This window comes from Calothrix sp. FACHB-168 (genome assembly GCF_963889195.1).
GTDB lineage: Bacteria > Cyanobacteriota > Cyanobacteriia > Cyanobacteriales > Nostocaceae > Aulosira > Aulosira anomala_A.
The window spans coordinates 58449-81061 of sequence record NZ_CAWPNJ010000043.1; the positions used below are offsets into that span (position 1 = coordinate 58449).

A 22613-nucleotide genomic window follows, 5' to 3' on the forward strand; every position below is an offset into this window, starting at 1 on the left:
TTATCCCAACTTTATCTAATCTTTAAAATCTATCTGCTTACAAAGTAAGTATTAGAAAATACTTGCTAGTTAATTTTTAAACTAATTATCATTTTAAGATTTATTAAATGTAATAAAAGAAAAATATAGTGTTCCTATTTTAAGTTGTGAAAAATATCAGTTTTGGCTGTTGACGGTTGACTGTTGACGGTTGACTGTTGACTGTGAACAACCCTTTATGTCAGATTGCACAAGTCCAAGAGCAGATTGCTATATAGCAATCCTATCTGAGTTGTGAAAATATTTTTTTTGATGAACCGCCTTCGCGCAGCGTCTCGCAGAGAAGACGCCAAGTACGCCAAGGTTCAGAGAAAAAACTGAGAGTTAGCAAATTTCATAAATGACTTAGGATTGCTATATATCAGTTTGTATTAAATTTTATCTGTAGTAATCTTTTTTTAATCATCAGATTTGCTGCAAAGAGCTAACTGGCGTAGACAGGCAATAGACAACGCTTCGATAAGCCGCTTTGCGTCTACACTTTACTCGCAATGAATGTAATAAATTTTGTGTATTTATTCAATAAATCATACGACAAGGGCATCAAAACTATTCTTCTCTAGCCCCTATTTTCAAGCTAGTTAATCACGAGAAAATCTCACAACCAAATATGAAAATCTCTCTTTCCTAGCCCCTAGCCCCTATCTTCAAGACAGCCCCTCATGGGAAAAACCCACAACCAAGCATGAAAATTTCTCTTCCCTATTCCCTGTTCCCTAACCCCAATCTTCAAGCCAGGTACTTGACTTAACGCAAATATATGTCAAGCTAATTATTAGACTAACTAAATGTATTGCGAAGGAAGTGCATCTAACTCGTGACAAATTTGACGGGAAGCGCCGATTGGTTAGCAACGCCTAGTCACTATCCAGAATCGGTTTTATTGGAAACACAAGAACTGACGCGCCGTTTTGACAACTTCATAGCAGTGGATGGGTTAAATATCACTGTTGCAGCTGGTGAAGTGTTTGGCTTACTTGGCCCCAATGGAGCCGGGAAAAGTACAGTAATTAAGATGTTAACAACCCTACTCCCAGCAAGTGCAGGTAAAGCAAGTATCGCTGGCTATGATGTCACCCATCAATCCCAGGCGGTGAGAAGAGCGATTGGTTATGTACCGCAAGCGCTGTCTGCTGATGGGACATTGACAGGTTATGAAAATCTGTTAATTTTTGCCAAATTATATGACATTCCTGCGAAACAACGCCAACAGCGCATCTGGGATGTTTTGGAATTTATGGGTTTAACGGAAGTAGCCCATCGCTTGGTGAGAAATTATTCAGGGGGAATGATTCGCAAGCTAGAAATTGCTCAATCGATTCTACATCGACCGCAAATTATGTTTCTCGATGAGCCAACAGTGGGATTAGATCCGGTGGCGCGTAATCAAGTCTGGAATTTGGTGCAGGAACTCCGAGAAAATTACGGCACAACTATCTTTTTAACAACTCACTTTTTAGAAGAAGCCGATCACTTGTGTAATCGAGTAGCAATTATGAATCGGGGTAAGGTAATTACCACAGGTTCACCTACAGATTTAAAGGCTGGTTTAAATAAACAAAACGCCACCTTGGATGATGTGTTTATTCACTACACAGGGGACGAATTAGCATCAGGAGTTAGTTATCATGACATCAAAAGAACCAGACGTAATGCTCAACGGTTGGGTTAAACCAAAGCCTACAGGTAAAGGCAATTTTATCTCTGCGATCGCCGAACTATTTCAAAAAACTCTTGTGATCGCAGAACTAGAAATACGTAAACTCCGCCACGATCCCTATGATTTACTCATTCGTGGCGTACAGCCTGCATTGTGGCTGTTAGTTTTTGGGCAAGTTTTTACTCGCACTCGCGCTATTCCTACAGGTAACTTATCTTATTTAGAATTTATGGCTCCAGGGATTTTGGCTCAGAGTGTTTTATTTGTTGCCATTTTCACTGGCGGGATGACGTTGATTTGGGAACGGGATTTAGGAATTGTACATAAATTCTTAGCTACTCCCATACCTCGTGCGGCGATGGTTTTGGGTAAAGCTTTAGCTTGTGGCGTGAGAAGCTTATCGCAAATAGTCATCATCTATGGATTGGCACTATTATTAGGTGTTAAACTCAACCTTCACCCCTTAGCTTTATTGCAAGTAGTGGTGATTGTGCTGTTAGGTGCAGCTTGTTTTTGTGTTTTTTCCTTAATTATTGGCTGCTTAGTCAGAAGCCGAGAAAGGTTTACAGGGATAGGACAACTGATTACAATGCCGTTATTCTTTGCCAGTAATGCTATTTATCCTTTAACATTAATGCCAGCTTGGCTGCATGTGATTTCTAGCATCAATCCCTTAACTTATGAAGTTGATGCATTACGCGGCACAATGATTGCTAATGGTTCCAGTGTTTATGGATTTGGTCTGGACTGTACAATTCTCTTGTTAACATTAATAGGCTTAACTGTGATCTGTGGACGACTTTACCCACGGGTGGCAATGTAATTAGGAGAAAAAGATGGCCAAGCTCGGAAAACCAACGGAAGAATGTGCTGCAAGAGTAATGGAAACAGTTCCTTTATTAATGCGGTTTATCCGAGCAGATATGCGCAGTCATAATGCTGAATCTTTATCGATACCTCAGTTGCGATCGCTCGCTTTTCTCAATCGCAATCCTGGTGCATCATTATCTGAGGTAGCGGAGCATTTAGGCGTTACCTGCGCTACAGCATCAACTACAATTGAACGCTTAGTTCAACGCAATCTGGTAGAACGTAACGATCACCCCCAAGAACGGCGGCGAATAGTGCTGAATTTAACGGAAGCGGGAACAATGCTGTTAAAGCAATCCCAAGCAACTACTCGCGCTCATATTGCCGATATTCTTGATAGTTTAACGCCAGAGCAAGTATCAAATCTTGAAGAAGGCTTGACTTTATTAAAAAATGTCTTCGAGCAAACAGAAATTAAAAAAGCTCCTTAACCGAGAGGGGACACAACACGATTCTTTTGCAGCTTTGCGGTTTCGCGATTATCGACTATTTACCCTTGGGCGCGTACTGTTGTTTACAGGCTCCCAAATGCAGACAGTGGCGATTGGTTGGGAACTGTATGAGCGCACCAACTCAGCGATGGTGTTAGGTGGGGTAGGCTTGGCGCAAGTCATACCAATGATCGCGCTGACATTAATTGCTGGACATGTGGCTGATAGACGCGATCGCAAATTTACCACCTTAGTATCTATTTTCTTGCTAGCTATTTGCTCTTTGGCTTTAGCTGTGGTTTCCTATATTCAAGGCGCAATTAGTCTTTTTTATACCTGCTTAGTTTTTACAGGTATTGCCAGGGCGTTCTTAAAGCCTGCCAGCGATGCCATGATGTGGCAGTTGATACCGACGAGCGTATTTACCAACGCTGCTACCTGGAACAGTACCAGCTTTCAGCTAGCGACAGTTATCGGCCCAGCTTTGGGAGGATTTGCAATTGCAGCTTTCGGAAATGCTACAGGGGTATATATATTGGCGGCTGTGGCTGCATTTTTATGTTTTGCCTTAACACTGCCGATTAAACAACAAAATACGACCCTTTCCCAAGAACCAATCTCACTGAAAACCTTAGCGGGAGGTGCGGAATTTGTCTGGAAAAATCAGATAATTTTCGCAGCAATTACCCTAGATATGTTCGCAGTATTACTAGGGGGAGCAGTAGCTTTACTACCAGTATTCGCCAAAGATATTTTGCATGTCGGCCCTGTTGAGTTAGGCTATTTGCAAGCGGCTCCTTCCATAGGTGCGCTGATTATGGCGGTAACTTTGGCATATTTACCACCCATGCGTAAAGCCGGGCCAGCTTTACTTTGGTCTGTGGTTGGTTTTGGTGTCGTGACAATTATCTTTGGTTTGTCGCGATCGTTTTGGCTATCACTGCTAATGCTGGCATTAAGTGGCGCATTAGATAGCATTAGCGTGGTTATTCGTCATACTTTAGTGCAAATTCGCACACCCAATCATTTACGCGGTCGAGTTGCAGCAATTAACAGCGTGTTTATTAGCGCTTCCAACGAATTGGGGGGTTTTGAGTCAGGTTTAGCGGCGGCTTTATTCGGCCCCATAGTATCCGTTGTTGGCGGTGGAATTGGCACAATTCTCGTAGTTGTTGCAACGGCGATGATTTGGCCGGAAATGCGGAAGTTAGGCGCGTTGCATGAGTATGAGTAAGAAATATCTATCTCTTATTTAAGATGCTGCTCTGGATGCGGAATGTAAAATTCCGCATTTTTTTTACTGAATTCCAAACCAACCGCCAGTATCACCACCAGCCCAACCACCAGAACGTGCAGCCGGAAATGTTTGATTACAAAGGGTTTTGAATTTTTTAGCCCCGCTAATATCTTTACCTTCATAACCCTGGGGGTGAAATATGCGCCCAATGTATCGCCCTTTGACGCGGATTTGACCCATGACATAGATTCCGTCACCAACAGAATAAATACTGCCGGCTTGATTGCGAGAATAGCAAGCAATATAACCACCATCTCGCTTCATATATTTGTTAATGGTGGGCAAAATTTTCTCTCTATATCCTGGTGCTGGTCGGTTGATAACGCCGCCTTCCGCGCTGACATATACTCTAAAGTCTTCTGGTAAAAGATAGTCTGTCATTTGAGATGCTACTGTTTGAGAAAATACTGAAAGTAAGAATGTAGCATTTGTCATTATTAAGAAAGCCTTAGTAAATTTCATTCTTTTCATCTAAATATTTAGATTATCTATTTTGTCAATACTTTAACAGTGTTTGTCCTGCTATGGATAAATATGTAGCAATCAAATACCATCGCATATTTACTAGTAGCAAAGTATTTATTAATGCGCAATAGAGGTATTCCCTAAAAAGACTTAAGCTTTTATGCCATTTACCTTATTTTTGACTTAACCTAATGAAAAAATCTATTCAGACTATTGTAGTTGTGTATATTTTAACTATTTGTTTGAGCTAACTTATTTTTTTCTTAATCTTGCCGGGGAAATATTACTGGTATTAGTTTAGTTAGTCTCTACTTGTATAACATCCCTAAAAAAATTAGTAAAAAACTCATAATGATGTAGGTTAAAAAATTTTAATCGACTAATAAGTTTTTTTACAAATCTTAGAGGATTGTTATGTAGATAAATTTGAATTTGAAGTTTCAGCCTTCTGTTCTAGAAACTAACTATTAATATCGTTACAATCACTTAGATCATCAGGGAGCGTTGCAGTTTGTTTAATGTATTCTTCAAAAACTCAAAATTGGCATTAAACCTAACAGCAATGTGTAAATTATGTTCAAATGCGCGATCGCACCTTAACTCTGGTTTCTAGATTGAGAAAGGTTTTCATGATTTATCAAGTAATTCTCAGCTAACTGAACTAACTAGTAAAAGTTGTATCCAACTACTCAGTTATATTGCTGTAGACAAAAATTAGTTGGCTTTTTTGACTACTGCTAGAAAACTGTTTGCTTAACAAATATTGCTAATCACAATTGAGGGAATTTTGGCATGGCTAATACACCATTCGATACAAATCAGCCTGCACAGGTAAAGGGTTTAGGCGGTTATACTGTTAACCCTATATTTACTGTTGGTGAGAAAATAGATGATTATGCGCCACCGGGAATTCTCGATGGTACAGGTGCTTTTAAACTCAATGACACCACTGTGAGAGTGTTAGTTAACCACGAAATAGCTAACAATGTCGGCTATAATTACACCCTCAAAAGTGGGGCTTCTCTTCCTGGTGCGAGAATTAGCTATTTTGATATTGATAAGCGTACTTTAAAAATAGTTGATTCTGGTTTAGCTTTTGACACAATTTACAACCGCGCTGGTGAAGTTGTCGATGCGGCTTCTGACTTAGAATTTGCTGGACTTAATCGTTTTTGTTCGGCAAATTTGATGGAAGCTAACCACTTTGGCGCGGGGATTGGATTTAGCGATCGCATTTATTTTACAGGCGAAGAAACCGATGGCGGTACACAGTTTGCCCTAGATACTACCACTAATCAACTCTGGGCTGTACCTTGGATGGGTCGTGCTGCTTGGGAAAGTGTGACTGAGATTAACACAGGTAGCAGTGATAAAGTAGCTTTATTAATCGGTGACGATCGCGGCCCAGCTCCTTTAATTTTATATGTTGGTGACAAAAACGCTAAGGGTGACGGTAGTTTCCTCGATCGCAATGGCTTGGCGCAAGGAAAGCTTTACGTTTGGGTAGCTGACGATCCCACAGATAACTCTGATTCTATTGAACTAGATCCTAGAGATTTCCAAGGTAGTGGTAACAGTCGCGCTGGTAAGTTTGTCGAGATTCAGCACTATCGCCCTGACTTAGCCGGTACAGCTGTAGATGGTACAGATGCTGATACTAGCATTCAAAATGAATTGGGTTATGATGCCCAAGGTTTTGCTACCCAAGCCCAACAAGATGCTTTAGCTAACGAAGTTAAAGCTTTCTTGTTCTCTCGTCCTGAAGATGTCGCCACCAACCCAGCAGATGGTACACAAGCTGTATTAGCTTCTACTGGTCGCACCGGTTTGTTTGATAATGCTGATACCTGGGGTACAACTTACAAAATTGATGTTGATTTCGGTAGTAATCAAATCACAGCTAGCCTCAACATTCTCTACGATGGTAATGACGAGGGTAACAAAGATTTCGGGTTACGCAGTCCTGATAACTTAGATTGGGCTGATGATGGTAAAATCTACATCCAAGAAGACCGCGCCATCGGTGCTGACTTATTTGGTGCTACCTCTAAAGAAGAAGCTTCTATCTGGCGCATCGATCCCAGTGCTACTAACCCAGAAACCACAGCAACCCGCATAGCGCAAATCGATCGCACGGCTGTACCCTCCGGTCAAACTGACTCTAGCCCTACAGATATTGGTAACTGGGAATCTTCTGGTGTCCTTGATGTTTCCCATCTGTTTGACTACGATCCCGGCGAACTGCTACTGTTTAATGTCCAAGCACACAGCATTCGGGATGGCTCAATTATTACTGTTCCTGGTATTGATACCGATGGTGATGGGACTGTTGAACGCACAGATAACTTAGTAGAAGGCGGTCAACTCGGTTTCCTGATTGCGCCGAATGCTGTACCTAAAGTTGAGTTAGTCGGTTTTGCTTCTCTTCCGGCTGATACGTATGGTGAAGGGCCTGCATCTGGTAACGGGATTTCCGCCAATGGTAGAACCGGGCCTTTCCCCGGACAACCTATACAAGGTTTCAGTGGTGTCCAATTTGCTAACAGTAATTCTTTCTACTTCCTCTCAGATAATGGTTACGGTAGCAAAAATAATAGTGCTGATTTTCTGCTGCGTATCCAACGTTTAGATCCCAATTTCAAGGGAACAGAAAACGGCGACGGTACTGTTAAAGTTTTAGACTATATTCAACTATCTGACCCAGATAAAAAGGTTCCTTTCAAAATTACTAACGAAGGAACTAGCGAAAGATTCCTCACTGGCGCAGACTTTGATGTTGAATCGTTAATTGTTGATAAAGACGGTAGCTTCTGGATTGGGGAAGAGTTTGGCCCCTACCTCTTACATTTCGATCGCACTGGTAAATTATTAGAAGCCCCCATCGCCACACCAGACGAATTCAAGACTTTAGATGGGAAAGCACCAAAAGTTCTTGGTCATAGAGGTGCAAGCGGCTTTCGTCCAGAGCATACCATCGAAGCTTATAAACTAGCAATTGAGCAAGGTGCAGATTTTATTGAGCCTGATTTGGTAGTCACCAAAGATGGTGTATTGATTGCGCGTCATGAACCTGCATTAGCGATTTTAAATGCTGATGGCACTTTAAATACTAGCAATACAACTACAAATGTAGCTGAGATTGCCAAATTTAGCGATCGCAAAAAAACAGTCAATTTGGACGGAACCACAGTTACAGGTTGGTTTGCTGAAGATTTCACCTTAGCGGAAATCAAAGAACTACGCGCCATTGAACGTTTATCTTTCCGCGATCAATCCTACAATGGTCAATTTGAAATTCCGACTTTAACGGAAATCATTGATTTAGTTAAGGATGTGGAAGCGCAGACAGGTAAAAAGATTGGTATCTACCCAGAAACCAAGCATCCCACCTATACTGCTAGCGAAGCTACTTATGTAGGGACTGACACCAAGATTAACCGCAGTTTGGGTCAGATACTCATCGATACCCTCAAAGCTGAAAACTTCACCGATCCTAGTCGCATTTTCATCCAATCTTTTGAAGTCGGCAATCTCAAAGAATTGCATGATAAAATCATGCCTGCTGCTGGTGTAGATATCCCACTGGTACAACTTTTTGATGCTGATGGCATTGACATTAACGGTAAACTGATTGAAAATCAGCCATACGATTTCCAAGTTAGTGGTGACGAACGCACCTATGGCGATTTACGCACCCCAGAAGGTTTGGCGGAAATTGCTAAATATGCTGATGGTATCGGCCCTTGGAAGCGGATGATTGTCAGTGTCAAAGGAACTGATGCTGATAATGATGGTAAAGCAGATGATGTCAATAAAGATGGTACAGTTAATGATGCTGACAGAACAACTTTACCACCTACAACCTTAATCCAAGATGCTCATGCAGCAGGTTTGCAGGTTCACCCGTACACCTTCCGCGATGAAGATTTATACCTCGCAGCCGATTACAAAGGTAATCCAGAATTAGAGTTTCAACAGTTCATTCAACTTGGTGTTGATGCATTCTTTACAGACTTCCCGATTACAGGAGATAAAGTCAGAGATTTCCTGAGCAATCCTGAGAATAATTTGGTACGTTCTCCCCAAAACCCTGATGTGCTGGCTGGTAAAGCTTTTGCTAACTTAGGCGGCTCGAAAGGCTTTGAAGGCGGAACAATCAACGCCAGCAAAACCAAGCTGTATATGCTGTTGGAAGGTACAGTTAATGGCGATCGCCCTGGTGATTTACGGATTAATGAATTTGACATTGCTAACCGTGAATACACTGACAAAAAACTGTACTACAAACTAGATAATCCCGCAAATGCGATCGGCGATTTCACCGTTGTTAATGACAATGAATACCTGGTTGTTGAAAGAGACGGCGGTCAAGGAGCCACAGCTAAATTCAAGCGCATTTATAAAGTAGACTTGTCAAAGACTGATGCTGATGGCTATGTAGAAAAGATAGAAATTGCCGATTTGTTGAATATCCAAGACCCCAATGACTTAAATGGTGATGGTAAGACAACTTTTGATTTCCCCTTTGTCACCATTGAAAATGTCTTAGTGATTGACAAAGATACCATTTTGGTAGCTAACGACAACAACTATCCTTTCTCCACCGGTCGTCCAGGAAACGATCCGCAAAATCCCCAAATCGACAACAACGAAATTCTGCTGCTGAAGTTAGAGAAACCCCTTAATCTTGCGTCTGGTGTCGGTCAACCCTCAGCATTAGATATCAATTTTGGTTCTACTGCTAGTGATGATATTACCACTCAACCAAACCAAACTGTATTTACAGGCGATGGCGCAGATTTTGTTGATGCTAATAAAGGTAATACAGTTCAAACTGGTAATGGTGATGACACTGTATTAGCGGGTAGTGACTCTGCTGTTTCTACTAGTGAGGGTAGCGATCAAATAGTAATTGGTGCTAATAATTCTGTTAGCAATACCAATGCTGATGCTGGCGCAGGTAACGATGAAATCACAGTAGTTGAAGCTAGTGGTAGCAATAACTTATTTGGTGGCGCAGGTTCTGATACTTTGCAAGTAGTTGAAGGTTCGCGTCAATTCTTGTTTGGTGGTTCCGGTAACGATACCATCACCAGCAACGGTAGCAACAACCGACTTTACGGTGGTTCCGGCGATGACAAACTCTTCTCTAACACCAATGACATCTTAGTGGGTGGCGATGGTGATGATGTATTATTTGCTGGTTTTGGAGGTAGTAACCGCCTAACTGGTAGCGCTGGTACCGATCAATTCTGGATTGCTAATGCTAGTCTTCCTACTAGCAAAAATATCGTGACCGACTTTACATCAGGAGTTGATGTCATGGGATTAGGTGGTGTTGGAGTTACTAAATTTAGTGACTTGACCCTCTTACAACAAGGTAGCGATACCTTAGTGAAAATTGGCAATACAGAGGTAGTTTCATTATTAGGAATTATCGCTAGCAGCCTAACTGATAATAATTTTGTTTTTGCATAGAATTTTGCTGAAATTTCATCAACAAAATTAGTTAGAATTTGTTTAGGCTGTACTAATTGTCTTATGTGAGGGAGTAACTATCCCTCACTTTTTTATTGGCGCTCCGCGTGTTAGTTGTCAGTAGTCAGTTGTCAGTTGTTATTTCTAGAGAAATCCGATTTGATTTAGTATTTGTAGCAATGCCCACCATATCCGGGTTTCGCTGTATATTTCAAAAATTAAATATGAATCCTATATATTTTTTGATAAATAAAACTTGGAAATTTAAATTTTATCTTTTATTAACTAGCTCTTAATATTCATATTAATAATCACAAGTTATATAGCAGATTGTAGGGGCAAGGCAATGCCCACCTGTGTCAACTTAAGCTCAAAACTTTTCTCTATCTCGTTTCCAGCCGGAGGCTGGAAATGCATATTGCGAGGCTCCGCCTCGAAAGCTGATAAATTGAGGCAGAGCCTCATAAATCTACGCTCCCACGCAGAGCATGGGAGCGAGGTAGGATAAGGGTTTCACGTTAAGTTGACATCAATGGGCAATGCCTTATCCCTACTTTGCGTACTTAGCATCAATCATTTCTTGGGAGGATATTAGAAACAACAGCAGCTAATATATTGTGTCAAAATTTAAATATAATTACCCAGACTTAATATTTTCATAACCTGGAAATAATTAATTTTTAAATGATTACATAATAGATAGTATTAATCCGGTTATAAATTTTGAAATGATATTTTCTTATTGAAAAATTCATAAAGTCCCAAAATCAAATATTCTACAATCACTATGTGAATGAAATTATTAATACATCTTCGAGATTTTCTGTAATTACTTACCTAAAATTAAGTGTTTTACTCAAGAACAAGGTACTAAAATTAGTGCCTTAATTCTGGGCACTAGAGATTTTGTAATTATTAATTAAATTAAATCCTCAATTCTGAATCAACTGAGATTTCCACATCATCATGATTATTAACGGTACTGCTAATCAAGACGAGTTATCCGCCACAACAAACGAGCAAATATTTGGTTTTGAGGGTGACGATATTATAGATAGTTCTAACGGTCAAGGAAATAATTTACTTGATGGTGGTTCTGGTAATGACCAACTTTTTGCTAACAATTACGATACCTTAAGAGGTGGAATTGGCAAAGATAATTTATTTGCTGTTGGCGATTTAGGTTTTAATACCCTCTTTGGTGAAGAAGATAGCGATCGCCTTTTTGTAATCGAGGGTAGCCATAACCTACTCAATGGCGGCGCTGGTAATGATTTCCTCAATGCATCCAACTCCACAGGTAACAACACCTTAGAGGGTGGGGAAGGGGATGATCTGCTAATTGGGGGAATAAATAGCGATCGCTTATTTGGTGGTGCTGGTGATGATTCTTTATTTGCAGGTATAAACGGTAGCCAGTTTACAGGCGGTACTGATTTAGACAGCTTTTATTTAACTAGTGCTGGGGTTCCCGATGTACCTGTAGAAGTATTCGATTTTACTAAAAGCCAAGATAAAGTCATCGTTGCCGGTATCCCAGAAGTTAAGAGATTCCAGGATTTAAAAATAGAGCAAATCTTAGTTAATGGTCAACCAGGGCCGGATACATCGATTAAAGCCGTTATCAATGGCGAATTAAAAGAATTAGGAATTTTAAGAAACGTCAAAGCTGATAGTCTCACACCAGATGACTTTGACTTTTCTGATGTCACTGACGGTACAGATAATAGTAATGCAGGTATTACCATCATCCAGACTGATGGTAGTACGAAAGTTAGCGAGGGTGGTTTAGGCGATCGCTATTCTGTAGTACTCAACAGCAAACCTCAAGCTGATGTCACCATCGCGATTACAAACGGAAAGCAAATTAAAACCAGCGTCAACAGTCTCACCTTTACCCCAGAAAACTGGAATCTGACACAAGAAGTAACGGTAATCGCGGTAGATGATGCAATTATACAGGGCGATCGCAATGATACTATCGAACATACAGCCATTAGCAATGATGGTAATTATGACAATTTAGCGATTAACCCTGTAAATGTCAGCATTACCGATAATGATGTTCCCTTGACGAAGAGTGGGGATGTTTTCACGATTAAAGGTGAAAGCGATCGCGCCAGATTGCAAATTACTCTCACCGGACATAGTTCTCAACTAGTCAATGAACTGGGAGTATATGTAGTTGATGATGCTCAAGGTACAATCAACGGTATTCCTCCCGGTGCTGCGGAGTATGTGCAAGCTGCATTAGAACGTGCTAGGGTAATTTTTTCTGCGATCGCCAAAATTCCCAACGGTTTCACTACTAACAATATTCAAAGTTTCCTGGAATTCAACTCAGGTGAAAACTTGAGATTTTTCTTAGTCAAAAACAGCACAATTGACACTGTAAAATCAGGAATATCTTCTATAAATAATGTACTTCTTTCCAGTCCTACAACCCAACAGATTACAGATTTGGGTGCTGATGGTTTCTCTCTAAATTGGCGAGATAGTTCTGGTAATAATAGCAATAGTTTCCAAGATTTAGTAGTGAAGATTAAGACAACAAATAATCCATTATCTTTAGGGACAAGTCTGCAAAGCCAAACCCAAGGAGAATTGATTGATTTACGAGGAGTAACCCAACAAGTCAAAGCTGAATTTATAGTTAATCGCGAAGCCGCTTTTGATAACTTTGTTGGCTTTTATCAAGCAATTGATGCAAATGGTGGCATTGATATTAATAACGATGGTACAGCAGATATCATGCCTGGACAAGCGGGTTACGCTCAAGCAGCAGTGCGCGGACGTGTCGCTGGAATTAACTTGACAGCTAATCATCAAAGTACAGCAACTTATAACGGCATTTTTCAGCCTGGTTATATATTCGTGCCATTCATTATTATTAATGGCAGACCCGATGCAGTAATTGATAATAATCCGAATAATAATCCTACCGTTTACTTCCCATTCTTAGGCGCTAATTCTGACAAATATGACCATATTCGCCTGTTAGGAAATAATATCTTTGGATTTGAGGACTTAGCCAATGGCGGTGATGGCGATTTTAACGATGTCATTGTCAAAGTTAATTTAAGCATAGCTTAGTGCTTTGTTCTATTTATTTTGCTGCTTTCCTAGATCCCCACCAACTCCTCACTGAAATCTCAATAAATAGTTCATTTTAATCATTAAATAAACTTGCGTTAATGTTAGTCACATAAATATATATTCATGATGTTTTATGCATTGACAAGCAGATTATATGAAGTTTAACGCGCCATTAATTAACAGTTATTAGCTGTACAAAAAACAAGACTGAGTTAAATATATGCAGTTTTTCTGAACTAATTGCTCAATTTATCGGCAATAACTTAAACATGGAGAATAAGTAATGAAAGGACGCTTTCACCCAAAAAATAATGTCAGCCTCAACCCTTCCACTAACGAATCAATTCGTGATGTCATCGATCGGATGAGTGTCAGCCGTCGGCGCTTCCTAATAACAGCCGCCAGCACAGCCGCCTTAACCGTCGTCGGTGATATATCTATTGGTGGCTTAATCCAAACCGTCGAAGCCTCGAACATTCGCAAAAGTAAAGGATTTGCTGGTATTGGCTTCAAGAGTATTCCACCAAATCTGCGTGTTGGTGACAAGCTAGAAAAGGATCTCGTCAGCGTTCCTCGTGGTTATACAGCTAAAGTACTCGTAGCTTGGGGAGATCCTATTGCTTCTGGAGGCCCGACTTGGCTAGCTAATGCTTCCCAAGATGCAGCTGCACAGGAAAAACAGTTTGGGATGCACGCCGATGGTATGCACTACTTCCCCCTCTCTCCAGGAAACGTTGTAGGTCGTACAGTCAGTTCACAAGCCAGATCCTTACGCGGCTTTATTAACCAACAAATTAATAATGGTTTGTTGTGTGTCAACCATGAGTACACCCAAGAATCAATTCTCCATAGTGACGGTCTAGATCCAGTTTCCATTGCTAAGGTACGCAAATCTCAGGCGGCGCATGGTGTATCGGTTGTAGAAATTTCTAAGCAAGGTAAGGAATGGAAATTTAATCCCAATTCACCCTATGGTCGCCGCATCACTGCTAACACCGAAATGCGAATTTCTGGCCCTGCGGCTGGCGATCCACTGTTGAAATCGAAGAAGTTTAATATTAGACCTGATGGTTCTGTTGACACCGGCAGATTTAACGACGGTTACACCGCCTACGGTACAGTTAACAACTGCGCTAATGGTTACACACCTTGGGGTACTTATTTAACCTGTGAAGAGAATTGGAATGGCTATTTTGGCAACAATGGAGAGGCGTTAGTTTCTACTCCCGGAATCCCAGACGCAGAGGTTCTTGCAGGACAAAATCGTTACGGTCTTTCCGCCTCTGGTGCTGGCTATAAATGGCATCAAGCCGATCCACGTTTCAACAACCGCACCAACCCCCTCGAATCCCATTCATTTGGCTGGGTAGTAGAAATTGATCCTTACGATCCACAAAGCAAACCAGTTAAGCGTACTGCCTTGGGTAGATTCAAGCATGAAAGCGCTCAGGTTGTGGTCGATGACAGAAATAATGTGGCTTTTTATATGGGAGACGACGAACGCAACGAATATATCTATAAGTTCGTTTGTTCCCAGCGTTTGAATTCGGGAAATCGTAATGCTAACCGCGATTTACTTGACAATGGGGTGTTATACGTTGCTAAGTTTAACGATAACGGTACTGGCCAATGGATTCCTTTAGTTCATGGTCAACCAGGTCTGACAGCCGAAAATGGTTTTAAAAACCAGGCTGAAGTCCTGATTAAGACTCGTGAGGCGGCGGATAGAGTCGGTGCAACCATGATGGATAGACCAGAATGGACAGCAGTACGCCCTCGCATTGGTGGGTATAAAGAAATTGAAGTTTACTGCACATTGACCAATAATTCCCGTCGCGGTACAACTCCAGTTTCCGTCAACAATGCCGATGGCTCAACAGGCGCAGGTAGTGCGCGTCCCCCTGTGGATAATGCTAACCCCCGTCCTGACAACCGTTATGGTCACATCATTCGTTGGCGTGAAGATGGACGCACCGTCACAGCTAAAACTTTCACATGGGATATTTTCTTTGAAGCTGGTGATAAAACTCGGACAGAATCAAATCTTCAAGGAAATATTAAAGGCGATGACTTAAGTTCACCAGATGGTTTGTGGTTTGATGACTTCGGTCGCTTATGGATTCAGACCGACCACGCAGGTGATGGTACTGGTGATTTGGTGAATATTGGTAGCAATACAATGTCTTGTGCTGACCCCAACACTAAACAGGTTAGACGCTTCTTAACCAGTCCTACAGATTGTGAGGTTACAGGTATAACTACCACCCCTGACGGGAAAGCAATGTTTATTAATATTCAGCACCCAGGTGATAGCGGCGATACTTTGAACCCCACCAAAACTAGTGATTGGCCAGCTAGTCAAGGTTATGGCCCATCCGGTAGACCACGTTCTGCAACTGTGGTGATTACCCGCAATGATGGTGGCGTGATTGGTGGAATGTAACAAAAATTAGCGAAAATCCCCGTTCTATGAGTGGGCGGGGTTTCCCTGGTTTATGAGTGGGCGGGGTTTCCCTGTTTGATGAGTGGGCGGGGTTTCCCTGTTTGATGAGTGGGCGGGGTTTCCCTGTTTGATGAGTGGGCGGGGAAACCCCGCCCCTACTATATTGTGATTAAGCTGCAAGTTTTGTGGCTTTTTTGCGTTTCATCCATAATCCCATTAAAGTTGCGATCGCGGTTCCGCCAACAGTTAGCGGTTCGGGTACGTGATAGCTGACTGTACCTACTTCGGTGGCGTTTACAGATTGGTTCAGCGAATAAAATCTGTTTCCGCCCACATCTGGGTTATTGATATTCTCAGATGCGATCGCAAACTTATCAGCTACAAAATAGCTTAATCCCTGAAGCGTACCATTATTAAAGGTAAGAATGGGGAAAGCGTCAAAATCAAAATCATCTTTTTGTGTATAATTCTTACCCAAGTAATTAAAATTTAAGGCTAATCCGTTTTCAACTCCGATAGTTTCCAGACCTGCCTTAGTTAAACTTGAGTCATCATAGCGAAAAGAACCGAAATATCTACCAGGATTATCTCCTGATGTCGCATTTACTTTGAATTTGTAATTAATAATTGCAGCTTGTGTTGGTTTAGCAGCAGTAATAGTTATCAAGGAAATAGCCGTTGCAATTGTCGCCACTATTAAGTTTTTAGCTGATTTCATCAGAATAATACTCCTAAGATTTAATCCATCAGCTTTAAATTAAATATCTTAGGTTAAGAGGTATAAAATAAATAGTTAATAAAACAGAATATGTAATTAAATTTTATCAGGCTAATTATTTTTATAATAAAAAAATGGTGGGCAATGCCCACCATTTTTTTGATATTCAAAAATCAAGATTATTTTTTCACTAAAATATATGCCGTCGCATATTCAGGTAATTTGCTGATATGGTTGACAAATGCTTTCTGGCTGGGAAAAATACCCGCTAGAAAATCAAGTTGATAGAGATTAGGTAAAAAAGCTCCACCTGTATCAGCAATTACGCCCATTTGTAACTGTTTGCTTCCACCTGTATTATGCTCAATGACAATTACTTTCCCTAAACCTATATTGAGGACATCGCCTGCAAAAGTTACTCCGGGTTTGATGGATATTTTGGCATCAATATTATATCCATAACCTTTAATAGCATTAACTTCTCTAAAATACCAATAACGTTTTTGCGCTGTTGCTTTTAAACCCCTGACATAAGGTATTTCATTACTTCTATCAACATTAAAATACCCCTCTTTACCATCTGGAAACTTAATTAATATAGTGCCTTGCATGAGTGCTTCTTCCAGTCCGGTGCGAGTTAAATATGCTAAGGGTTCAACTTTGCCAAATTCTTTACCACCTGGTTCATAGATTCCCGATAATACATCCTGCTTGGTATATCTGGTGTAGAATTTATCAGCAGTGAAGTTATCATTTAAACTATAAATAGGAATATTATATTTAGCAGTTTTCTTCCGCGTCCCATTGTGAATAAATACCGCATATTTAGTAATTCGCAGTTGGCGTTGATTTTTAACTTTGGGATTATAAGCAGTCCATTTGATTACTTTAAAATTTTTATTAATAAAGTTAGGGTCTTGTAAGCGGGTAGGGCGATTATTAGCAATATCTTCTTTTAAAACCGCAACCATGAAATCTAGGGTTTTAATCACATCGTCTACCGTTACCCCTTGACTTTCAAGTATCCCTTTACGTAAAACATCGGGGTCTGCATTGGCGTGGTCTTGATAATATTTGCGGGTATTTGTGAGAACAGTAAGTAAATCTGCTTGATTTAATTTAATTTTTGTACTTGGTAACTTTCCACTATTAAAAACTTGGCTAGGATTGACATTAAATTTGAATTTCTTTAATTCATCAATAGCTTTATATGGTGTAGCGGCTGATATTAAATTCTGTTCAATTCCTTGGTCATCATTAACAAAATTTAATAAATTTGTGGCGATTAGCTGAACAGATTGAATGAAGGGTAAAGAAAGAAATGGTTGAGTTAGGGTTTCTGCTTTTTGATTTAAAGCAACATTTTGTACAGGTTGCTGTTGTTGATTTACCTGTTCATTTGTTGACTGAGCATATAAATGATTACTACCTAACCCAACACATAATAAGGTTGCTAAACCTGCCGATAGGCGAAATTTTTTACTGAATAATCTACTCATGAAGATGGAAGGAAAGGGAAAGGGGACAAGGAAGACAAGGAAGAATAACAAATGGCCAAATTGTACAGACAAGGGTTCATCGCGTCTCTGACCAATGATTATTGTACAGACAAGGGTTCATCGCGTCTCTGACAAATGACTATTTTAACCTTTCTTCCTGAATGAGGGTACGTTGATAAATTTGATGATTTTTAAACCAATGCCAAGTACGGGCGCGATAGTTATTGTCTGGACTAATTTGAATCATTTCATACAAATTCATATCTGGTGCGTTCTTATAAGCAAACCATAATATGACTGTAGAATCGTCGATTTCCCAAGCTTTTCCGGTAATGCGTTCGGTATCAAAAAATAGGGCTTTGTCGCGATATATGCCCGGAAATTGATGTTCTTCTTTTTTCCCGTCAGCCCAGGTATAACGATTGATTTGATAATAGGGATGGGGGCCATTTTCAGGGAATTGACAACTTAGGTGAGACTGATATTTATCGAGAATAGTTCCGGCGTTATCTACTATTGTATAAGTACCTCCCCATTCTCCTTCATGACGGACAAGTACGGGCATTCCTTCGCGGATGGTAGACATAGAAAACTCCTTGATATTGTTAATGGTGAGAGACGCGAGAGACGCGAGAGACGCGATGAATCGCGTCTGTACAATGGTCATTCATTCATCAAACCACCAGGGGTTATTTGCGGAATTGGTTTTGATTAAAAAGGCTTTTTTACGCATAAATCTTTTCAACGCCGCAGGCCCCATGCGCGAACCACCTAAACCTGAAAATTTGAATGAATTTTTTTCGCCTTCGTGCATGATAGCAGTCAAAGCTGCATCGTTAATACTAATACCTCCTGCTTCTATTTGTTGGGCAACTTCTAAGGCTAATTCTTGGGATTCGGCAAATACAGATGCACTTAAACCATAAATTGAGTCGTTGGCTAAGTTGATTGCTTCTTCAATTTGCGAAAAAGGCATGATTGGCAGAATGGGGCCAAAAGTTTCTTCGGTCATAATTTTCATGGTATGATTGACCTTAGTTAAAACTGTGGGACGACACCACCAACCACCGCCTAATTCTTCAACTTTACCGCCACAATGAATCATTGCTCCTTTATCAACAGCATCTAAAAGCTGATCGCTAATAATTGCTGCTTGTTTTTCGGCAATAATGGGGCCGAGTTCGCCACTTTCTAATGTGGGATGAGCTAATTTTATCTGTTGGGCTTTATTGACTAATAAAGAAACAAATTTATTAAATATAGATTCGGCAACGTAAATTCGCTCAATTGAAAGACAAGACTGTCCGCTATTCACAACTGCACCCCATAAAATTGCTGAGGTGGCTAAGTCTAAATCAGCTGATTGTAATACGATTGCGGGGTCTTTACCGCCTAATTCTAAAAATACGGGAATAAATCTTTTGGCGGCAACTTCGGCAACTTTTCGCCCTGTGGCAACACTACCTGTAAAGCAGACTAAATCTACATATTCTATTAAAGCGGCTCCGGTTTCACCTGCACCTTCAATAAAGGTAAAAACATCGCGTAATTTGGGTACAGCATTTAATGCTGTCATTAATGGGGCGACAAAACGAGGTGCAATTTCACTGGGTTTAACAATGACTGCACAACCAGCGAGTAATGCGGGAATTGCATCGATTGTTGAGAGTAATAAAGGAAAATTCCAGGGGCTAATGACGCCGACGAGGGGATAGGGAACGGCTGTTTGTTGTAAGGCAATAAAGGGAATGCTAGTGTTTTTGGCGGAGTCTTGTAACAAGTCTGGTGCTAACCGACACCAGCGATCTATACTGGAGATGAAAGAGTCAATTTCCATTTCTGAAATTGACAATCTGCCGGTATCATTAACCAAAGCTTCAGTTAAGCGATCGCGTTCTGCTAATATCGCTTGTTTCCATTCTTGTAATACTTCTATTCTCTCATCAATACTGAGCTGCTGCCAACGAACTTGCGCCCGTCGCAGTCGATTGCACAACTGCGCCAGCAGCTTAGGCGGCGGCGGTATAATCACATAATCAAATTTTCCTGTCCGAGGATTGCGAACATCTATGGAGTTGGGCATGGGGCACTTGTACTGAGCGCAGTCGAAGTATGGGGCATGGGGCATTGAGGATTAGTCAACAGTCAACAGTCAACGGTCAACAGTCAACAGTTAATCAGTTACCATCAAATTATGCCTAATTGGGCTAGGCGTTCAATGGTGGCTTGTTGTGTTTGCAGAAAGTGTTTGCGGTCTACTTCTGTATTCAGCATAGTGTTTGGTGGGTAAAATTGCGACTGCAGGTAACTTTGGGCGTATAGTTCAAATCGCTGGCGGGAAAGTATATTATTTAACCCTGGTCTTTTGCGATCGCGTCTTAAGGCTGCTAAATCTATCTCTGCAAAGGCTGCCATACTTTCGCCTGTAGTTGTCTCTGTTAAAACTATTCCCCGATGATCGATAATTTTAGAACCGCCATCTGCTGAGGATATGGGGATGGGGATATTAGCGATACCTGCGGTATTAGCAGAAACAACGTATGCTATATTTTCTACAGCCCGGCTAATTTTGGCTGCATCTTTGGGGGTTAAATTTTTGCTGTAAATTTCCGAGGTGGAATGGAGAAAAATCTCTGCGCCGCGCATGGCTAAACAACGGGCGACTTCTGGATATAAAATTTCTTCAGATGCGATCGCTGCTAAATTGCCAATTTCAGTTTTAGCTACAGGAAAAACCCCTTCTAATCCATAGCAGTCGAGATATTTATCCCACACATCATGGGGTGTGGGTGCAAACATAGAATTTAACCGCCGATATCGCAAGACGATATTTCCCGACGGGTCAATAATAAAGCAGGTTTGAAAGTATAATTTAGGGAAATTCGGGTCTAATTCGTAAGCGTTGCCTGCTAAAAATATCCGATGCTTTTGGGCAATTTTACTGAGGGCTTCATACTCAGCCCCATGCATTTCTAAACAGGCTTTATCTCCCCACACCGCCAAGGATTCACCTAGAGGAAAACCTGTGAGGAAATATTCTGGTAAGACAATTAATTTACAGTCAAAACCAATAAATGCAATACTGGCAGCGATTTGCTGTGATAAGCGGTTTATGGTATTTTGCATTAAAGCACGAGCTTCAGTGCGATCGCTCGCTTGATTAACTGCATGACAGGTAACTTGCAGTGCTAAGGCTCGATAGGAATCTAAGTTATTGGTCATTGGTCATTGGTCAATAGTCAATAGTCAATAGTCAATAGTCAATAGTCAATAGTCAATAGTCATTTGTCTTCCTTGTCTATTTCAGGATACCACCCAATGCCCAATGCCCCATGCCCCATGCCCCATGCCCTATATTTACTCCATCGCGGCTAATACCGATTTTGGTAATAACTTATCTTTAAACCAGATAATTCTAGCTGGGACATCGTTTAATTTAACGCCGGCTTTTTCTAAATTCAAGCGTTCAGAAATTGCTAAAATTAAATCATCTCGTCCCGCTCGTCGCACTTGAGAAAACTTTTTTTGTAAATATTCTGGACGCCAATAACCGACAATTTCTAAGAGGAATGTGCGCCCATCAGGATGAACTAGGCGAAAATCGGGAATCATGACGCTACCAGGAATAGGAATTAAATCTACTTCTCTCTCTAATACCCATTCAGATTTTAAAGCATCCCATTTATCAGCAAAAGATGCTTCGAGCATACTATCGTAGGGTTTACCTGGGGAGTAATGAGTGACTAAACCACATTCAGAATTGAGGGTAAAACGTCCGGTTCTCCAGGTATTCGTGTAGGTATCGCGGGTTTGCAGAGTGGAAGCAAGACTCCAGCGAGTCACGTGGAGTAAAGCGGGGATTAGTTTGGCGATCGCTAATCCGTATCTTGTACTAGGATTAAATAAACTCGTCGGCCCGTCAATGGTAATTGTAAACCCATGATCGGCATCGCCTTCGATATAAGCCATTAATTGAAACAGCTTGAGATAGCGGAATAAAAGCTTATATTCTCCGGGAACATTGCGATGAGCATTTAATATTAATTTACTGGCTTTATAAAATACTCCCTGCACTTGGGATAAATTATAGCGATGTAATAAATCTTGGGGTTTGGGTGCATCAAAAACCGTTAAAATTTTATTTTCATTTAAATCGGCGTATAAGCCATTATGAACTTGTTCTGGTAATATCTCTCGTTCTAATTCGTGAGTTAATTCATCAGCTATTTTAGTTAAAGTCGCTTGGGTTGATTCGCGGCTAGGAACAGATTTTGCAGATAGCGCAAATAGCCTTTCTCTTAACATTGGTGGTTCTAAAGGGCTAACTACTTCAAATGTGCAAAAGCTGCTTTTGAGAATATAAGCTAAACCGCGTTTCACACGGTAATCTGTGGTGTCGCCTTCAAAATCTGCTAATTGGCGTTCTAGTATGCCTTGGGTTTTACCAACGGCTGATTGAAAATAATTAATGAGTTCGGTGGCGAGATTTAAATGTTTATCATCTATTTTTAAGCGTTTGGGGATGATTTCTTCGCCGTTGTGGCGGTGCATTAATAAATCTGAGGGGAGCATAGATAATAATTCGTAATTCGTAATTCGTAATTTAAGTAATATTTT

At 40.7% G+C, this 22613-nt stretch carries 14 protein-coding genes; 7 read left to right on the forward strand and 7 right to left on the reverse strand.

Annotated elements, in window-relative coordinates; translation table 11 throughout:
* The first annotated feature begins 856 nt into the window (after positions 1-856).
* From AACW45_RS25190 to AACW45_RS25205, 4 genes are read left to right on the forward strand one after another with little or no spacing between them, the layout of a single operon-like run.
* Positions 857-1711, forward strand: a complete 855-nt coding sequence (locus AACW45_RS25190; RefSeq protein ID WP_190635481.1) for an ATP-binding cassette domain-containing protein — start codon at positions 857-859, stop codon at positions 1709-1711.
* Entirely contained in the window at positions 1668-2522 is an 855-nt protein-coding gene (locus AACW45_RS25195) for an ABC transporter permease (protein ID WP_190635483.1), read from the forward strand. Before AACW45_RS25190 ends, AACW45_RS25195 begins: the two co-directional genes overlap by 44 nt.
* A 13-nt stretch (positions 2523-2535) precedes the next feature.
* On the forward strand, positions 2536-3000 hold the full coding sequence (locus tag AACW45_RS25200; protein ID WP_190635485.1) for a MarR family winged helix-turn-helix transcriptional regulator: 465 nt from the start codon (positions 2536-2538) through the stop codon (positions 2998-3000).
* Positions 2963-4234: an MFS transporter gene (locus AACW45_RS25205; protein WP_190635487.1), complete on the forward strand. Its 1272-nt coding sequence runs from the start codon at positions 2963-2965 to the stop codon at positions 4232-4234. The genes AACW45_RS25200 and AACW45_RS25205 overlap by 38 nt, the downstream gene beginning before the upstream one ends.
* Before the next feature lie 63 nt (positions 4235-4297).
* Here the strand turns inward: AACW45_RS25205 and AACW45_RS25210 are convergent, their stop codons facing one another.
* Positions 4298-4732, reverse strand: a complete 435-nt coding sequence (locus AACW45_RS25210) for a hypothetical protein (protein ID WP_242045643.1) — start codon at positions 4730-4732, stop codon at positions 4298-4300.
* Positions 4733-5554: 822 nt separating this feature from the next.
* Here AACW45_RS25210 and AACW45_RS25215 point away from each other — a divergent pair.
* The 3 genes from AACW45_RS25215 (at position 5555) to AACW45_RS25225 (ending at position 15779) form a co-directional block, all read left to right on the forward strand.
* A complete protein-coding gene (locus AACW45_RS25215; protein WP_190635489.1) occupies positions 5555-10240 on the forward strand; it encodes an esterase-like activity of phytase family protein in 4686 nt (1561 codons plus the stop codon).
* A gap of 966 nt (positions 10241-11206) precedes the next feature.
* Positions 11207-13333, forward strand: coding sequence for a DUF4114 domain-containing protein (locus AACW45_RS25220; protein ID WP_190635491.1), 2127 nt, complete (start codon positions 11207-11209; stop codon positions 13331-13333).
* A gap of 286 nt (positions 13334-13619) precedes the next feature.
* Positions 13620-15779 (forward strand): PhoX family protein, encoded by a 2160-nt coding sequence (locus tag AACW45_RS25225; RefSeq protein ID WP_190635493.1) that lies wholly within the window; start codon positions 13620-13622, stop codon positions 15777-15779.
* Positions 15780-15948: 169 nt separating this feature from the next.
* Here the strand turns inward: AACW45_RS25225 and AACW45_RS25230 are convergent, their stop codons facing one another.
* From AACW45_RS25230 to AACW45_RS25255, 6 genes are all read right to left on the reverse strand, one after another.
* On the reverse strand, positions 15949-16497 hold the full coding sequence (locus AACW45_RS25230; RefSeq protein WP_190635495.1) for a PEP-CTERM sorting domain-containing protein: 549 nt from the start codon (positions 16495-16497) through the stop codon (positions 15949-15951).
* 179 nt (positions 16498-16676) lie between these two features.
* Positions 16677-17996: a hypothetical protein gene (locus AACW45_RS25235; protein ID WP_190635497.1), complete on the reverse strand. Its 1320-nt coding sequence runs from the start codon at positions 17994-17996 to the stop codon at positions 16677-16679.
* Between the two features lie 139 nt (positions 17997-18135).
* Entirely contained in the window at positions 18136-18582 is a 447-nt protein-coding gene (locus AACW45_RS25240; RefSeq protein ID WP_190635499.1) for a DUF3598 family protein, read from the reverse strand.
* An 81-nt stretch (positions 18583-18663) separates the two neighbouring features.
* Positions 18664-20079: an aldehyde dehydrogenase family protein gene (locus tag AACW45_RS25245; RefSeq protein ID WP_190635520.1), complete on the reverse strand. Its 1416-nt coding sequence runs from the start codon at positions 20077-20079 to the stop codon at positions 18664-18666.
* 104 nt (positions 20080-20183) lie between these two features.
* Positions 20184-21218, reverse strand: a complete 1035-nt coding sequence (locus AACW45_RS25250; protein ID WP_190635501.1) for a nitrilase-related carbon-nitrogen hydrolase — start codon at positions 21216-21218, stop codon at positions 20184-20186.
* Between the two features lie 135 nt (positions 21219-21353).
* The gene (locus AACW45_RS25255) at positions 21354-22568 is read right to left on the reverse strand and encodes a DUF790 family protein (RefSeq protein WP_096647510.1); all 1215 of its coding nucleotides are present in this window, start codon (positions 22566-22568) and stop codon (positions 21354-21356) included.
* Between the last annotated feature and the right edge of the window lie 45 nt (positions 22569-22613).

Coding starts and splice junctions, on each gene's coding strand:
- AACW45_RS25195 (WP_190635483.1), top strand. CDS start 1,668: ATGACATCAAAAGAACCAGACGTAATGCTCAACGGTTGGGTTAAACCA.
- AACW45_RS25200 (WP_190635485.1), top strand. CDS start 2,536: ATGGCCAAGCTCGGAAAACCAACGGAAGAATGTGCTGCAAGAGTAATG.
- AACW45_RS25205 (WP_190635487.1), top strand. CDS start 2,963: ATGTCTTCGAGCAAACAGAAATTAAAAAAGCTCCTTAACCGAGAGGGG.
- AACW45_RS25210 (WP_242045643.1), bottom strand. CDS start 4,732: ATGACAAATGCTACATTCTTACTTTCAGTATTTTCTCAAACAGTAGCA.
- AACW45_RS25215 (WP_190635489.1), top strand. CDS start 5,555: ATGGCTAATACACCATTCGATACAAATCAGCCTGCACAGGTAAAGGGT.
- AACW45_RS25220 (WP_190635491.1), top strand. CDS start 11,207: ATGATTATTAACGGTACTGCTAATCAAGACGAGTTATCCGCCACAACA.
- AACW45_RS25225 (WP_190635493.1), top strand. CDS start 13,620: ATGAAAGGACGCTTTCACCCAAAAAATAATGTCAGCCTCAACCCTTCC.
- AACW45_RS25230 (WP_190635495.1), bottom strand. CDS start 16,497: ATGAAATCAGCTAAAAACTTAATAGTGGCGACAATTGCAACGGCTATT.
- AACW45_RS25235 (WP_190635497.1), bottom strand. CDS start 17,996: ATGAGTAGATTATTCAGTAAAAAATTTCGCCTATCGGCAGGTTTAGCA.
- AACW45_RS25240 (WP_190635499.1), bottom strand. CDS start 18,582: ATGTCTACCATCCGCGAAGGAATGCCCGTACTTGTCCGTCATGAAGGA.
- AACW45_RS25245 (WP_190635520.1), bottom strand. CDS start 20,079: ATGCCCAACTCCATAGATGTTCGCAATCCTCGGACAGGAAAATTTGAT.
- AACW45_RS25250 (WP_190635501.1), bottom strand. CDS start 21,218: ATGACCAATAACTTAGATTCCTATCGAGCCTTAGCACTGCAAGTTACC.
- AACW45_RS25255 (WP_096647510.1), bottom strand. CDS start 22,568: ATGCTCCCCTCAGATTTATTAATGCACCGCCACAACGGCGAAGAAATC.